Below are 15,177 nucleotides of genomic sequence, written 5' to 3'. Positions count from 1 at the left end.
TACGTGCCAACTGAACGAGTGAATAATGCGACTTGCTAGGATACAAACGACCAGAGGACCTCAGCATGCGGTATTGCGGAACGGGGACTGGCACCACCTGGAAGACCCGTTTGCCGAGGTACTATCCTTCACTGGGCAAGTGACGCCAGCGGAAGAGGCGAAGCTACTCGTTCCGGTTAGGCCCTCCGTCCTCATCGGCTGAGCCACAACCGCCCCGGTAATAAGCATCCGCTTCCCGTACAGGCCTGGCACAAATCCGTACATACCTTGGCGAACCCGGAAGACAACGTTAAGTTGACTCAGGACGTCGGTGTAGTGCACGTGGAGGGAGAGCTGGCAGTTGTTATGCGCAAACGGGCTACCGGTCTCACCGCCGAAGACGCGACGGATCATGTGCTGGGTTACACGGTCGCGAATGATGTTACAAACGCCGACCAAGGACTTATAGACGAAAAGCTTTTCCAAGCCAAAGCCGGCATTAATTACACACCTCTTGGACCCTGGATTGAGACCGAAATTAAGGATCCTGAAAAGGTCAGCATCACGGTGAACGTGAACGGCCATGTTAGGGCCGAGTCCGGGTCATTCAACCTCCCCACGAGCGTTGTCGACTGTCTGGTGTACGTCACCCGCTGGACGACTCTTGAGCCTGGTGACATCGTTATGACGGGGGCCCCGGGTACCTTCGCAGCTGTTATCCCCTGATTGTGTCAACGTGATCGGAGCCCACTAGGACGGCCCGAACGGTACCCACCCGTCGGACGTCCGGGGATGATGTTGTGAGGGTGTCTAGGGGTTCTTGGCGTGGTTTCTGGGTCTGTGAAAACACTGCCGCGGGTTGGGACGATACCCGGGGTCCCGGTTGTTGGAAGCTGGCGTCTGGCGGAGTAGTGCGTCAGAGGTAGCTGCAGATTTGTTCGGGATCGCAGCTTGCGTCGGTCCCGGACGCGGCAGTGGCGTGAAGGCCGGCGACGATGGATCGCAGCGCCATTAGTTCAGAAATCTGGTGGTCCAGTTCGGCCAGCTGGTTGGAGAGAAGGTCTTGGACGTGGGCGCAGGGGGCTTCTCCGGCGTCACGGAGGCTAAGAATTTCGCGTATTTGGGTCAGGGCGAGGCCTGCGGCCCGTCCGCGGCGGATGAATTCGAGCCTGGCCACGGAGTCGTCATGGTAGTCCCGGTAGCCGTTAGAGGATCTTTTCGCTGCCGGGAGAAGCCCGCTGTCCTCGTAGAAACGCAGCGTCTTGGTTGTCATCCCTGCCGCTGCCGCGGCCTCACCGATACGCATCATGAACTCATTTCTTAGCAGGCGGCCAGGACGGCGATTCCTTGACATTCCAGTGTAGGGGAAGGTTGAGAATGGGATGCAGAGCTGGTCTTCGGTTGAAGGCTGCACATGGCGGTCGGTTGAGCAACAGGTGTGCTGGCGGCTGCTTCCCTTCCATCTTCAGGAGTCCCTCGTGTCGGCAGCATCTTTCGATTATGACCTGGCCATTATCGGTTCCGGCGGGGCTGCTTTCGCTGCGGCCATCCGGGCAACCAGCCGTGGCAAGCGGGTGTTGATGGTGGAGCGCAGCACTGTGGGAGGCACGTGCGTGAACACGGGCTGCATCCCGTCCAAGGCCCTGCTGGCCGCCGCGGAAGCCCGCCATGTCGCCCTCGATGCTTCCGGACGGTTCCCCGGTATCAGCACCTCCGCAGAGCCGGTGGATATGCCCGAACTGGTCGCCGGGAAGCGCTCACTGGTCGAATCCATGCGGTCAGAGAAGTATGTGGATCTCGCCGCGGGCTATGGATGGAACCTGCAGCGGGGGACGGCGGTGTTCGCCGGAACCGCAGCCGCACCGGTTTTGAACATCACCGCCCCGGGCGGAACCACCGAGACAGTCAGCGCGGAACACTACCTGGTCGCGACCGGCTCCACCCCCTGGATCCCTGAAGTGCCGGGAATGGACGAGGTGGATTATCTGACGTCCACGAGTGCGATGGAGCTGCAGGACGTTCCCGCTTCGATGCTGGTGGTGGGCGGCGGGTATGTGGCGCTGGAGCAGGCGCAGCTTTTCGCCCGGCTCGGCACGGAGGTGACCATCCTGGTCCGGTCCAAGCTCGCCTCGGCCGAAGAGCCTGAAGCCGGGCATGCCCTCGCCGGTGTCTTCGCCGATGAGGGCATCCGGGTCGTCCGTCGAGCGACAGCGTCCTCGGTCCGGACCGATGAGGTGTCGGGGGACGTGGTCGTGGATGCTTCCGTCTCAGGAGGAAACGAGGAATTCAGGGCCGCGCGCCTGCTCATGGCAACAGGCCGGCGCCCGGTCACGGAGGATTTGAACCTTTGCATGGTCGGCGTTGAAACCGGGGACCGCGGGGAAGTCCTGGTCGACGGGAGCCTTCGCAGTACTAATCCGAGGATCTGGGCCGCGGGTGATGTGACGGGTCACCCGGAGTTCGTTTATGTCGCCGCCGCGCACGGGGCCCTGATGGTGGAGAACGCCTTTGAGGGTGCCGGGCGTGAGGTCGATTACCGGCACCTGCCCCGGGTCACGTTTACCAGCCCTGCCCTGGCCGCTGTCGGGATGACGGACAAGGAAGCGAACCAGGCAGGGATCCGGTGCATGTGCCGGGTTCTGCCGCTCAAATTTATCCCTCGCGCGCTGGTGAACCGTGATACCCGCGGCTTCATCAAGATCGTTGCCGACGCGGACACGGGTCGGATTGTAGGGATCACTGTCGTGGGTAAGGACGCCGGGGACATCGCCGCCGCAGGGATTTACATTCTGGAGGCCGGGATGACCGTTGATCAGGTCGCGAATCTCTGGAGCCCCTATCTGACCATGGCCGAAGGCATCAAGATAGCAGCCCAGTCCTTCACTACTGACGTCTCCAAACTGTCCTGTTGCGCGGCATGAAGTGGTCAACGACAACCTATGTGTTCGTGGGGCGGGCGGCCGCGGCTACCTTTTAGTGCGCGTTCCTTGTCAGGCTGTGGGCGAGGCGGTAGGAATCGGTGCCGGTTTCGATGATGGTGCCGTTGAACGTCAGCCGGTCAACGATCGCGGCGCAGAGGCGCGGGTCGGTGAATGTCTTGGTCCAGCCGGAGAACGACTCGTTGGAAGCGATGGCGATGGAGTTCTTCTCTTCGCGTTCGGTGAGGACCTGGAAGAGGAGTTCGGCGCCGCGCCGGTCCAGTTCCATATAGCCGAGCTCGTCAATGCAGAGCAGGTCCACTCGGCCGTATCTGGCGATGGTCTTGGCGAGGACTTTGTCGTCGGCGGCTTCGACGAGTTCGTTCACGAGCCGGGTGGCCAAAGTGTATTTGACCCGGTATCCCTTCTCCGCCGCGGCGGTGCCCAGCCCGATAAGCAGGTGGGATTTGCCGGTTCCGGAGTCCCCGATCAGGCATAGCGGTGCACCTTTTCGAATCCATTCGCCGGTAGCGAGGGTATGGATGGTAGCGGGGTTGATGTTCGTGTTCGCGTCGAAATCGAAATCACCGAGCCATTTATCCCGGGGAAAGTTCGCGGCTTTGACGCGTCGGATTGAGGAGCGACGGTCCCGGTCATCGCATTCGGCCAGCAGCAGCTCGGCCAGGAAGCCTTGGTAAGAGAGTTGTTCCTTCCCCGCGACGGTCAGAGCTTCGTCCAGAACCGCCCGGATGGTGGGCAGGCGCAATCGGCGGCATGCTTGGTCCACGGCCGCGACCGCGGCCTGCTCAGTCAGACCGCGGCGCCGTCGCAGGGTTGGGGTGATGGTGGTGGCCGGTGCGGTGGGGCTCATGAGATGTTTTCCTTCGACGCGGTTCCTGCGGAGTGTTCGGTGCGTTTGGCCAGCAGCTCGTCATAGGCGCTGATCGCCGGGAGCGGCCGCTTGTCTGGAGGGAGCCCGGCGATGACCGCCGCCGGGTCCATCAGCCGGCGCTGGGTCAGGCTGACAACTCGTTGCACTTTCGCTTCAGCATGAGCACCGCGATGACGGTCAGGACGGGACCCACCAGCAGGGATGCTGGAGGCATGTCGGCGGCCTTCAACCGCCACGACGTCGGCACTGACGGCACCTACTCCAAGGGCTGCGGTGATCCCTGCCTCGATGTCTTCGGCTTCCATCGATCGGTGCAGCAGCAGGACGTCAATCAGTTCACGGGTCCCCGCGGCATCACCGTTGACCCTGCGCGAGGCAGACCAGAAGGCGTCATGGGCGCTGGTGAAAGCACCCGACTCCCGCGCCCTGGCCAAAGCAGTGGAACCAGGCAAAGCGCCGGGCTTGGTCTTGAGGACCTCCAGATAATGGTCCAACTGGACCGACTGCCCGCCCTTGGCAATAATCCGCTGGTGCCGGGCCGCCACCGCGCGGCCGTCGAACACCACAACTTCGGATGCCCGCAATGAAACCCGGACCCGCCGACCGATGAACCGTGCTGGCACCGAGTACTTCACCATCCGCACGGTGATCATTGAGGACCGGTCCACTCTCGGGTTCAACACCAGACCGGGATCGAACTCGTCGGCCGGCAACGGTGCCAGGAACGGGCGCTCGGCGGCGAAGTCCTGGCCGATAGTGCGGATCCTGCCATCAATCCGCCGCTGATCGTCTTGAACCTCCCGGCTCCGGATCCAGTCGTTGAGCTCATCAAGGGACCTCGCCACGGGCATCGGGGTCAGCCGGTTGCGGCGGAACCAGCCCACCTCGCCCTCGACCCCGCCTTTCTCGTGAGCGCCGGCAAGACCTGGCTGGCAATAAAAGGCATCAAATCCATAGAACGAGCGAAACAACACCCACCGGTCATTCTCCAGGCGGTTCCGCCCCTGACCGAACACCACGGCCCTGACGGCACTGGTGAGGTTGTCATAGCGGATATGTTTGACCGGCACGCCGCCGATCTCGTTGAACGCCTCGACGTGGCCTTCCAGAAACGCTTCCTGGGCCTGGGTGGGGTAAATCCGGTGGATGGCTTTGCCGGAGTGAGAAAGCCGGAAGATGAACATGTGGCATTTCGTCTTTACCCCGTCCAGCACGATCCAGACTTCACCGAAGTCCACTTCCGCTTCCGCGCCCGGGGCGTGCTCCTGAGGAACAAATACCTCAACCCGGCGGCCGGCCTCCACATCGATCTGCGCCCGGCGGACCCGAACGTAGTCACGCACCGTCGAATACGACAACTCGTCCGCTCCATGCTCCTCGATGAGCCGGGCAAGAATCCTCCGGGCAGTGTGACGCTGCTTCCTCGGCGCCGTCGTGTCCTCGACGAGCATGGCGTCGATCGTCGGTTTATAAGGATCAAGCCGCGGCGAGGACCGTACAGGAGTTTTACGCTCTGGCGGGACCGGGGAACTTAACGCCTTACGCACGGTTTTCCGCGCCACCTGGTGCCTGCGGGCAAGCTCCCGGATTGACGCGCCCTCCACCCGGGCATCCCTCCGAATCTGCGCGAACAACTCCACTCTTGACCCCATCCCGGCCCTCCCGTCGTCGATCCAACACTGGATGGATCAACGTTCACAGGTGGGTACCATTCAAGCCGTCATTAGGTTCGGCATGTCCGGCTGGTGGGTACCGTTCGGGCCGTCCTAGTGGGCTCCGATCAGACTGTCATACTCATCCCCGGAGACTGCGTGCAAATCAGTCTCGGGGGAATAGGTACTTTAACTAACTCCATCGTGTAAGCACTGCGATGAAGACCCCTTATAAGGGGTCAGCCACAATTTTCTAAGAGGCTAAAGCCCTGGCCTTTGGCCCCGATCTGCAAGGTGCCCGAGCAGTACGATGTGCTTTGGGTGGAGCACCGGGCCTTACTTTTCCTAGAGTTCGTCATAGCGAGGGAGCCCCGGCGCTCCCTCGCTATGACGAAGACGCGGAGCAATTTCAATGCTCCCAAGCACCGCAACGATGGCCGCGACTCTCGCCCAGGTGACTTCCTCTTCCATGATCGTGCCAGCAAAGGCAACGGCTACTGTGCCTAGACCAGAGCATGTGGCGTAAGCGACGCCTAGAGCTACCGACCTGAAGCCTCGACCAAGCATGAAGGTAGGCCTCAACCATCTGGCCACGTCTTTTCCTGGCAATCGTTGCGGAAGCAGCCGCCACCGGCCTGCTCGCATAACCAAACGATCCAGGAAACCCGAGATTGCGACAGTCACCGCCGTAGAAGATACGGTTTTCACCCACGCATACCCTTGACCTCACCGGGCCGTTAGGGGGAACTGTAAACGAAGAGTAGTCGTGGCAGCGCGTCGCTACGCAAGTAAAAGGTCCCGCTCGGCCGTCTCAACGACATTCGCCAGAAGCATCGCCCGGGTCATGGGGCCAACACCGCCAGGGTTGGGTGAGATCCAGGCGGCCACGTGCATAGCGTCGGCAGCGACGTCTCCTTGGAGGACGGCTTTGCCGGTGCTGGCCTCGGTTATCCGTGACACTCCGACGTCTAAGACTATTGACCCCGGTTTGAGGTGTTTGCCTTGCACGATGCCCGGTACACCGGCCGCGGCCACGACAACATCTGCGCGCTTTAGCAACTTAGGAAGATCAACCGATCCGGTATGCGCTAAAGTGACGGTCGCGTTGATGGTGCGCCGTGTAAGCAGCAGCCCCAAGGGTCGACCAACTGTGACTCCGCGACCGACGACAAGCACCTCCAAACCGTTGAGAGTGATGCCGTGTCGGGTTAGCAGCTCGACTATCGCGTTTGGAGTGCAGGGCAGCGGAGAGCTGAGATCGCCGCTGACGTTGAGTGCAAGTCTTCCAAGGTTGATCGGATGTAGTCCGTCTGCATCTTTTTGAGGGGATATTTTCTCCAGGACAGCGTTTTGGTCGATGTGTGGGGGCAGCGGCAGCTGCACTATGTAGCCTGTGGTTCTAGTGTCTCCATTCAGCTCTTCCAGAACGCTCTCTAATTCCTGCTGAGAAATTGTCGAGGGTAGATCCCGACGAATGGATTCAATCCCCACTTCCGCACAATCTCTATGCTTCCCGGCCACATAAGAATGGCTTGCAGGGTCATCACCAACGAGAACTGTTCCCAAGCCAACTGTCTTGCCACGGCGCTTCAAAGCTGTAACTCGATCTGCGAGTTCGGTTTTCACGGCATCAGCGGTTGCCTTGCCATCCAGGATGTTGTCGACGTTCTCCGGGGGACCCGGTATCTGCATGACGCTGTTAGTCATAGGCCTTCCTTGTGGTGCTCGTTCCTGGCTCTCGCCCGTGCAGAGACGACCTAAGTCGTTGTCTGAGCCAGTGGGGGTCTATGGGACGTGGCTCCTAACCGCGGAGCCGTTCGCCCTTGGGATCGTAAAAGGGCCGCCGGGAGACCTTTGCAGGGTATAGCCGCCCTTTACACCGGACTTCGAAGTCTCCCGAGAGGTCTACATCAGGTTCAATAGCTGCAATTCCGACTGCGCTTCCCAGCGTGTGGCCGTAGCTGCCGCTCGTCATGCGTCCGACGGGTTGGCCGTTGCAGTAGACCGTCTCGTCATGTACGAACACCGGTTCAGGATCTTCCAGCGCCACATACACTGTTCGATGAGCGGGCGCTGCGGGGTCGAGCTTGAGGAGGGCGTCTTTGCCTACGAAGCCTCCTGGTTTGTCCATGGAGATTGTAAAACGAAGGCCTGCCGAATAGGGATCGTCGATGGGCCCGATGTCGTGACCCAGGTGCCGGAATCCTTTCTCGCTGCGCAGTGAATCCAAGGCGTGGTATCCGGCCAACTTGACTCCCAGATCCTGCCCCGCCTCCCACAGTGCATCGAGGACGTTTGTAGCTATGTCGGCACTCGGATACAACTCATAGCCCAGTTCGCCTACGAAGCTCACGCGCAGACTGTAGGCATAGCCCTCTGCAATTTCTACCGTGCGTCCGTGGGTGTATTTCTGTGCATCGTCGGACCAGTCTTCCGGTGAAACCCTGCTAAGAAGTTCTCGGCTTTTCGGTCCCATGACTCCGATTGTGGCCAGGGCCGCAGTGCAGTCGAACACTACCGCCGCTTTGCCCCGAGCTATTCGGTTGAGGTACGCTGCGGTCTTTTGCTGCGTAAACGATGGGGTAACGACTAAGAACCGGTCCGGGCCGAGACGAGTGATGGTTCCGTCTAGTTCGATCCCCGCTCGCTCATTCAAGAAGAGGGTATAGACCGCTTTGTCGGTTTCAACGTCGATGTCTGCTGTTGCGGCCGTCTGACACACTTCAAGGGCGTCAGGGCCGGCAACTTCGAACTTTGCGAATGGACTCAGATCGAAAAGGACCACACCCTCACGTGCCGCTTTATGTTCCTCGGCGACACGGTCGAACCAAGTCGGGCGTCCATAGCTGTAGTCATAGGTGGGAGATGTTCCGGGGGCCCCGTACCAGTTCGCCCGCTCCCCACCGTTAACTTCACCAAAGCAGGCACCGAGCTCAGCCAGGCGCCCGTGAAGGGGCGTTCGACGGACGTTGCGGCCCGTCTCCATCTGCAAGTTCGGCCAGTGCATTGCGTAAAGCCGTCCAAGGCCCTCCTTGGTTCGGGCCTTGAGATACTTGCGGTTGTTTTGATGTCCGGAAAAGCGCTGCACATCGACCGAGGATGAGTCAAAACCGGGAGTTCCTGAAATGACCCACTCAGCCAATTCCTTACCGATGCCGGGAGCAAAAATGATTCCCTGGGAGTTGAAGCCTGCTGCCACGAACAGATTGGAAAGTTCGGAGGTTTCACCCACGGCAAAATTGGCATCCGGGGTGAAGCTTTCCGGGGCATTCAGGAATCGGTCGAATCCCGCTGAAGAAAGTGCCGGTACTACCCCTTCGGCCTTCGCCCTAATCGGAGCGAAGTGTTCCCACTCCGGCTCGAACTCTGCAAAGCCGTTGGAAGGAACTTCCTCAAGCGCGCGTGGAAGCCCGTCAGGCTCGAATGCGCCGACCAAGAGCCTCCCGGCCTCGTGCCGGATGTAATAGCTGTTGTCTAGATCCCTGTACACGGGCAATTCAGGCACAGCCCCGGAAATTTCTGCAGATCGGACGTGGATGTGCTCGGCGGCGTATAAGGGTACCTTCACACCGGCGGTGGCCGCGAGATCACGGGTCCACAAGCCGCACGCCAGAATCACCCGATCGCAGTGCACGATTCCTTGATCGGTGAGCACGCCGACGACGAGATCGCCTTGACGAAGTATCTTGAGGACAGCAACGTTTTCGCGTATCTGGGTCCCAAAGCTATGGGCGAGTTTAGCGAGAGCCACTGTTGCATGTCCGGGGTTGATGTGACCATCGTCAGGCAGCAGGAGTGCTCCGGCAACCCCTGAGTAGGTTGCGAGAGGCCACAATTCCTTGTATCGGTCCTCAGTTAGCCATTCCGTTCTTACGCCCTGCTGGTCGGCCACGTCCTTTGCATACAGAAGTTCATCAACGCGTCCGGCGGTTCGTGCAACGCTAAGGGACCCGCAACGCTGAAATGATACGTCCAGCCCGGACATTTGCTCGAGCTGACCATAAAAGTCCAAACCGTACTTGGCCAGCTTTGTCATCGTCGTGGTACCGCGGGCTCCAGTGACCAAGCCTGCGGCGTGCCAAGAGGTGCCGCTGCCTAGGACGTTACTCTCCAAAAGTAATGTGTCGTTCTCACCTGCAACTGAAAGGTGATAGGCAATGCTGGCACCGATAATTCCGCCGCCGATTACGATTGTCCGCACATGCGTCGGCAAGGGATCATGGGAAGTATCTGTAAACATGTTGGCGCTTACGGTGCGGTCGACAAGCCTGTCCATCGGGGGCCTCATTTCTGCTCAGGTCGCTGCCAGACCCTGGGCAAGTGGTTGTTGTGCTAGTTGAAAACGACGGTGCGGTGGCCGTTTAACAGGATCCGCTGCTCTGCGTGCCATTGAACAGCGCGAGACAGTGCAAGCCGCTCTGCGTCCTGGCCTGTCACTGCAAGTTGAGCTGGACTGTAGTCATGTCCAACGCGGAGAACTTCCTGCTCAATGATTGGTCCCTCGTCCAGTTCGGCGGTGACGTAGTGCGCCGTCGCTCCAACGAGTTTCACTCCCCGTTCAAATGCCTGGTGGTAAGGTTTGGCGCCCTTAAATCCTGGAAGGAAGGAGTGATGGATGTTGATGGCCTTGCCTACAAGTTCGCGGCAAAGATCGTCGCTGAGCACCTGCATATACCGGGCTAGAACGGTCAAATCCACCTGATGTTCTGCAAGGAGAGCGAGTAGCTTCTCCTCTGCTTCCCTCTTAGTTTCAGGTGTCACCGGAATGTGAAAGAAGGGAATGCCATGGGCGTCTGCAACTGGTTGAAGGGTCGTATGGTTCGAGGCGATGAAGGGAAAGTCAACCCTAAGTTGCCCTGAGCGCCACCGGAAGAGCAGGTCGTTGAGGCAATGCTCGGCTTTAGAAACCAGCAGTGCAACCTTGGGCCGGTCGGCGGCGTCGACCAACGTCCACTCCATTCCGAACGTGGAGGCCATTGCTTGAAACGCCTTTTTCAGATCGCCAACGGATACGGCTGCTGGGCAAGAGACGTGCACGCGCATGAAGAACCTCTGTTCGGCGGCATCGTCGAACTGCTGACTGGCAAGAATATTGCAGCCATGGGATACCAAGAAACCGGAGACAGCGTGAACAATTCCGATTCTGTCTCTGCAACTGAGTGAAAGAATCACTTGGCGGAATTGGGCGTTTTCCATGGGACTCCTAGGGGAGATTCGTACGTTGGGGTGCCCTTGCGAGGAGAAGGGTTCGAGCAGTGCCCATAGGCCTACGCCTGCCAGCTGCACCTGCATCCTACGTTGACCATACGGGCCTAAAGCAGCCCTCGCCATGCTCAATTTGTACGAAAAAATCAGCGTTTTCATACCGCAGTGCGGTGACGGGACGCATGCCTTACTGTATCCGTGACTCGCCGGTGTAGCTGCCTGGAACGTGTAAGACGGCCTATGCGAGTAGTGCAGCCGCTGCCCGAGCAAATCCGATTTCAACACAGCAATAACCGCCTGAACCGCCGGCCTAATGCGGCATTGTTGGCTGCTCTTTGGCCAAGTGACCACCTCCGCCAACGGGTGGCCTAGCCCGGAGACGCGCAGACACCAACGGGGTCGCCATATTGGAGGACTTCAGATCTTTGTGAACCGGCTTTATACGGTGCGGGCAGGACGCGCTGCCCGCACCGCGGCGGGATGAGCGAATAGCATCAACGTCCTGAGGAAGACGTTCACTTCTAGCCGAGGGTGGATCAAGCTCCCGGTTGTCAGGTTCTGACTTTGCCGGGCAACCACATTTAGAGAAGCTCAACGCGGCAACGAGGAAGCTCCCGTCCAGTGCGGCGGACGGGAGCTTCTTGGCCTGGGTTCATTTTTTGAAAAGGTGGTGCGCGCCGCAACGATACAGCGCCGCACTTGACCTCGTTATAGGTGACTGCAGTGAGCCCTACACCGAGGCTGCAGTCCTGCTTTTGATGCGGACGGAGGCCACAAAACCGACGAGGAACACGGCTACCGTGCCGATCATCACATAGGGTAGCGCGCTCAGGGGCCCCGGCGCCGGGTACAAGATTCCGTTGACGTAGAGCCACAGAACGGTAGCAGACGCCGCGACAGCTCCAATGTTAACCAGAACAGATTTCCTTGGGCTGGTGCGATTCAACAACACTGCACCGCCGATGCAGATGAGGAAGTAAGGGATCACCCAGAAATAGACCAGCAAGGTGGCGATATACCCGTAGATTTCCAACGGTGTGGATGATGTCAGCCACAGCATGATTGGGGGGCCAATGAGCGAGGGGATTCCAAGAAAGGCGATGGCTGCCACCGGGCTCTTGTAACGCTTGCTGACATTGGTTAGTGCCGCAGGTAGGAGACCGTCTGAAGCTGCGCTGACCACCACTCGCGACCCGTAGTTGAAAAATCCGATCAGACTGGCGAAGACGGCAACGGCAAGAACCAGGTCACTTATGTTTGACAAAAAGCCCACCCCTGCTGCTTCAGCGAGTACCGAATTCGGTGAGACCCCAAGGGCTAGCTGATCAGCAGAGTCGACAAGTGTCGGTACCTGGATCACTGTAGCAGCGAGGAAGGCCATACCCAGGACGACGGGAACTACCATAATTGCCCGAGGGATAGCGCGGGTAGGGTTCTGGGTTTCTGCGCCGAGGGCTGCGCTGCTTTCGAAGCCGATGAAGAATGCCGAGCCTATGGCGAGACCCTGGAGGAAACTGTTGAAGGTGAAATCGCTAAGGCTAAGCTGTCCTGCCAGATCGACATTTCCGCTGAACGCCGTTGCGATAGTGATAGTCAACATCACCGGTACGGAAACGACCGTGAGGATGACGCTGGACCGGACTGACACGTCCAGACCTCGATAGGCAATCCCCATGGCCACCAACGCTGCTAAGACATAAATCACCAGCTGTATTTCTGGTCCAGCTGCGGTGGATAGGCCCACGGACATGAGGAAACTTCCTACATACAGGCCTAGTGATACGACAAGTACCATAACTACGACGATGTAACCCGGAATCATTGCCGCCGCGATGACGAGCGGGCTCCAGGAGCCAAACACATGGCGAATATAGGAGTAAAGAGACCCGGTTCCGATATACCGTCGCGCGAACACAGTGATGAACAGCCCGACGACTGTGAAGGCAACGACCGACGCGGCCATCGCCAACCATGAAGAACGGCCTGAATAAGCCGCAAGGAAGGCTGGGACTGCTGAAAGACCGACAGCGGGAATAAAGGAAGATACTGAGAGCCCCATCACCTGCGATCCTGTGAGGTGCCCTAACTGCAGATCTGCATGGGCTATATCCTGAGTCGGTGGGGCTTGACCACCATCAGCTGTTGCTCCTGCGTTTTCAGAAGAAGTTTGCAAAGCCGTACGCCTTTCGAAAATGAGTCGCGGCCGCACGGCCGCGACGCTTAGTCCCGCTTTTTCGAATCGAAGAAGCGGATTGGGAAGATGCGTCCCTGCACCTACCAGATAGCGACTTCGGCGCGGAGATGGTTCGCGACTGGTTCAGTCTGTACGGATTTCCGAGCCCCTTCGCCGGTATTGTTTTCGGCAATTTCAAGCTGGTTTAGCCCTCCGGCGACAATCGATGCCGGCGGGAGGGGCTGGCTCTTACTGGTCTCAGAAGAACGGCGCCTCACCATGACGCCGTGGAGAAAACAGAGCAGCCGGCAAAGAGCGATCAGTCGCCGCCGTTCGATGTCAAAGGCCGGAGCTAGCAGTGTCGTTTCTAAGCGCAAAGGTGCTTGCACAGGAATCGGAACTGGCGCTCCAGATTGGTGGCAGAGGGTCAAGTCGATGCACGCAGCCCATATAAGCTCCCCAGGGTCAAGGTCGCTTACATGTGATTCACCTTACGAGTTGGCCCCGACGGCCAAAATCAGACAGATTGCCGAAGTTTTGGATTGATTCGTACCCGCGTACCAGAGGCGTGTCTCATACGGCAGTACTAGTATGCCTGTATGGAGCCACAAGTGCTGACGGTCGGGGACCTTGTTACCGCTCAAAGCCTGGGTACAAAGGTACTTGCAGGCGCGGCAGGCCTTGACCGGCAGGTTCTCTGGGCGCATAGCTGTGAGTTGAGCGATCCCGACCGGTGGCTCGGTCCGCATGAGCTACTCATGACAGTGGGTTTGTGCGTTCCTCACAGTGCCGCTGAGCAACGGACTTTTATTGTCAAACTCGATGAGGCCGGCCTTGCCGGTGTTGCCTTGGGGGATCACCCGAGTCTCCCTCCACTCACCCCGGAACTATACGAAGAAGCAGACAAACGTTCCTTCCCCGTGCTTCTTACGAACCATGCAACTCCCTTCGCTGCGATCGGGCGAACAGTTGCTGCTGCTACAGCCACCACACAGACCATGCAGGTACTCAAGCTCAGCAAGCTCTACCAGCTGTCCGCGTACGCCCGCACTGACCCGGTACGGATGTTAAATGACTTGCAGGCTCTTCTAAGGGCTGGCCTCAGTGTCTTTGATGTGAAAACCGGGCTCGCAATTGTAGAGGGAGCACCGCTGGAATCCATGCCCACTTCCGCGCGGGAACGTACTTATGCCCTCCCGGGGGACAGTGATGCCCGGCTCATGATTTCGGAATTCCCAGGCGAAGAGGTGAGCAGTTTCCTGCTAATCCATGTCCTGCAGGTGATTGATGTCGCGTTGAGCCAACTATTGCGGTCACTTCGCCGCCGTTCCGAACGCTCAGCGCATATGCTGGCGTCCATCTTGGAAGGGCGTAGCCCCGACGGGATAGAAAATCTTCTGGGTACGGGCGGTACTTCGTCTGGGTATCAAGTCGTTGCAGTGGCATTGGGCGAGGGCGAGAAGGTAGCCCGGGCGGCGTCAATCAAGTCACTGGCAGTCCTGGCGGGCTCCGGAGGCAGCTCGTTCTTTATCCTGATGCCCGAGCAGAGCCGGAATGACGTCCGGCAGCTGCTCAGCCGCCTCGACGTCCGGGCCGGAGCATCGTCAACATACCTTGATCTGCGGGATGCTAAAGCGGCAGCCGAGGAGGCCGTGAAGGTCTTCTCATCCGGTGGGATGAACGATCAGTGGATTGACTTCGCCGGAGTCCCCGTGTCGCTGCTTACTCGTTCTCGGAAGGAAGCATCGGCCGTAGTCCAACAGGTACTAGGTGGGCTCGCGGGTACAGATCCTAAATCGACTGCTCTGCGTGAAACACTCTTTGCGTTCCTTGCCAATGACCGCCGCTGGAATGAAACGGCAGCCGCTCTTGGCATCCACCGGCAAACTCTGTCCTATAGACTCACCCGAATCAAAGAGATTACAGGGCGAGATGTCGCGTCTTCAGCGGACCTATCTGCCTTCTGGCTCGCGTTCCAAGCCTGGCCCTCTTACTCGACCATATCCGACTAGGACCGCCGTCATCCGGCGGCTCCTTTCTTCAGACGGCTATCTGACTGTCGTTTTGTACGGAGAAGCGATCCAAGGAATCACACAAACGGGACTCGTGTTTTTGGCTTTCCGTATCATGACTGCCGCCGCCGGAACGTTTAGTGTCGATGGACAGTGCTTGTCATGGATGTATGGCGCCCGTGAGCAGGAAGAATGGGGTCTAACCTTACTGGCCCGAGTCTCGATGCGCTAATCGGTGTCTTACCCAGGTTTCGCGTGCCTAGCACAAGCTCCTGTGTCCCCATACACCCCTCGTCCACGAGCACGTGGTCTTGAGGAACAGAAAGGTTTCCACGATGACAGCCGC

General features: G+C 59.1%; 12 protein-coding genes. 4 read left to right on the top strand and 8 right to left on the bottom strand.

Going from position 1 to position 15,177, the window contains the following annotated elements; all coding sequences use genetic code 11:
* Positions 1–25 precede the first annotated feature (25 nt).
* Both ACJJV6_RS08515 and ACJJV6_RS08510 read left to right on the top strand, forming a co-directional pair.
* Complete coding sequence (locus ACJJV6_RS08515; RefSeq protein WP_407710303.1) at positions 26–202, top strand: DUF2437 domain-containing protein; 177 nt, start codon at positions 26–28, stop codon at positions 200–202.
* On the top strand, positions 199–705 hold the full coding sequence (locus ACJJV6_RS08510) for a fumarylacetoacetate hydrolase family protein (RefSeq protein ID WP_407710481.1): 507 nt from the start codon (positions 199–201) through the stop codon (positions 703–705). The genes ACJJV6_RS08515 and ACJJV6_RS08510 overlap by 4 nt, the downstream gene beginning before the upstream one ends.
* A 190-nt stretch (positions 706–895) precedes the next feature.
* Here ACJJV6_RS08510 and ACJJV6_RS08505 read toward each other — a convergent pair whose 3' ends face one another.
* Positions 896–1,285, bottom strand: a complete 390-nt coding sequence (locus tag ACJJV6_RS08505) for a heavy metal-responsive transcriptional regulator (RefSeq protein ID WP_031216440.1) — start codon at positions 1,283–1,285, stop codon at positions 896–898.
* Positions 1,286–1,457: 172 nt separating this feature from the next.
* Between ACJJV6_RS08505 and merA the strand changes: the two genes are divergently transcribed.
* The gene (gene merA, locus ACJJV6_RS08500) at positions 1,458–2,900 is read left to right on the top strand and encodes a mercury(II) reductase (RefSeq protein ID WP_011691634.1); all 1,443 of its coding nucleotides are present in this window, start codon (positions 1,458–1,460) and stop codon (positions 2,898–2,900) included.
* 52 nt (positions 2,901–2,952) lie between these two features.
* Here the strand turns inward: merA and istB are convergent, their stop codons facing one another.
* The 7 genes from istB to ACJJV6_RS08465 form a co-directional block, all read right to left on the bottom strand.
* On the bottom strand, positions 2,953–3,768 hold the full coding sequence (gene istB / locus ACJJV6_RS08495) for an IS21-like element helper ATPase IstB (RefSeq protein WP_011691635.1): 816 nt from the start codon (positions 3,766–3,768) through the stop codon (positions 2,953–2,955).
* Positions 3,765–5,441 carry an IS21 family transposase gene (gene istA, locus ACJJV6_RS08490; protein ID WP_011691636.1) on the bottom strand — a complete coding sequence of 559 codons (1,677 nt, stop codon included), beginning with the start codon at positions 5,439–5,441 and terminating at the stop codon, positions 3,765–3,767. The genes istB and istA overlap by 4 nt, the downstream gene beginning before the upstream one ends.
* Before the next feature lie 345 nt (positions 5,442–5,786).
* Positions 5,787–6,008, bottom strand: a complete 222-nt coding sequence (locus tag ACJJV6_RS08485) for an SMR family transporter (protein WP_354176586.1) — start codon at positions 6,006–6,008, stop codon at positions 5,787–5,789.
* A gap of 213 nt (positions 6,009–6,221) precedes the next feature.
* Positions 6,222–7,148 carry a bifunctional methylenetetrahydrofolate dehydrogenase/methenyltetrahydrofolate cyclohydrolase gene (locus tag ACJJV6_RS08480; RefSeq protein ID WP_009357515.1) on the bottom strand — a complete coding sequence of 309 codons (927 nt, stop codon included), beginning with the start codon at positions 7,146–7,148 and terminating at the stop codon, positions 6,222–6,224.
* A 94-nt stretch (positions 7,149–7,242) separates the two neighbouring features.
* On the bottom strand, positions 7,243–9,717 hold the full coding sequence (locus ACJJV6_RS08475; RefSeq protein ID WP_354176559.1) for an FAD-dependent oxidoreductase: 2,475 nt from the start codon (positions 9,715–9,717) through the stop codon (positions 7,243–7,245).
* Positions 9,718–9,773: 56 nt separating this feature from the next.
* On the bottom strand, positions 9,774–10,637 hold the full coding sequence (purU, locus tag ACJJV6_RS08470; RefSeq protein WP_009357517.1) for a formyltetrahydrofolate deformylase: 864 nt from the start codon (positions 10,635–10,637) through the stop codon (positions 9,774–9,776).
* A 739-nt stretch (positions 10,638–11,376) separates the two neighbouring features.
* Positions 11,377–12,819, bottom strand: coding sequence for an APC family permease (locus ACJJV6_RS08465; protein ID WP_354176558.1), 1,443 nt, complete (start codon positions 12,817–12,819; stop codon positions 11,377–11,379).
* Between the two features lie 599 nt (positions 12,820–13,418).
* Between ACJJV6_RS08465 and pmfR the strand changes: the two genes are divergently transcribed.
* Entirely contained in the window at positions 13,419–14,831 is a 1,413-nt protein-coding gene (gene pmfR, locus ACJJV6_RS08460; protein ID WP_035752413.1) for a transcciptional activator PmfR, read from the top strand.
* The last annotated feature ends 346 nt before the right edge of the window (positions 14,832–15,177 follow it).

Origin of the sequence: Arthrobacter nitrophenolicus, from assembly GCF_045833485.1 — a bacterium.
Lineage (GTDB): Bacteria > Actinomycetota > Actinomycetes > Actinomycetales > Micrococcaceae > Arthrobacter > Arthrobacter nitrophenolicus.
Note: the sequence above shows the minus strand (reverse complement) of the source record. Positions and strands in the feature narration are given on the sequence as shown.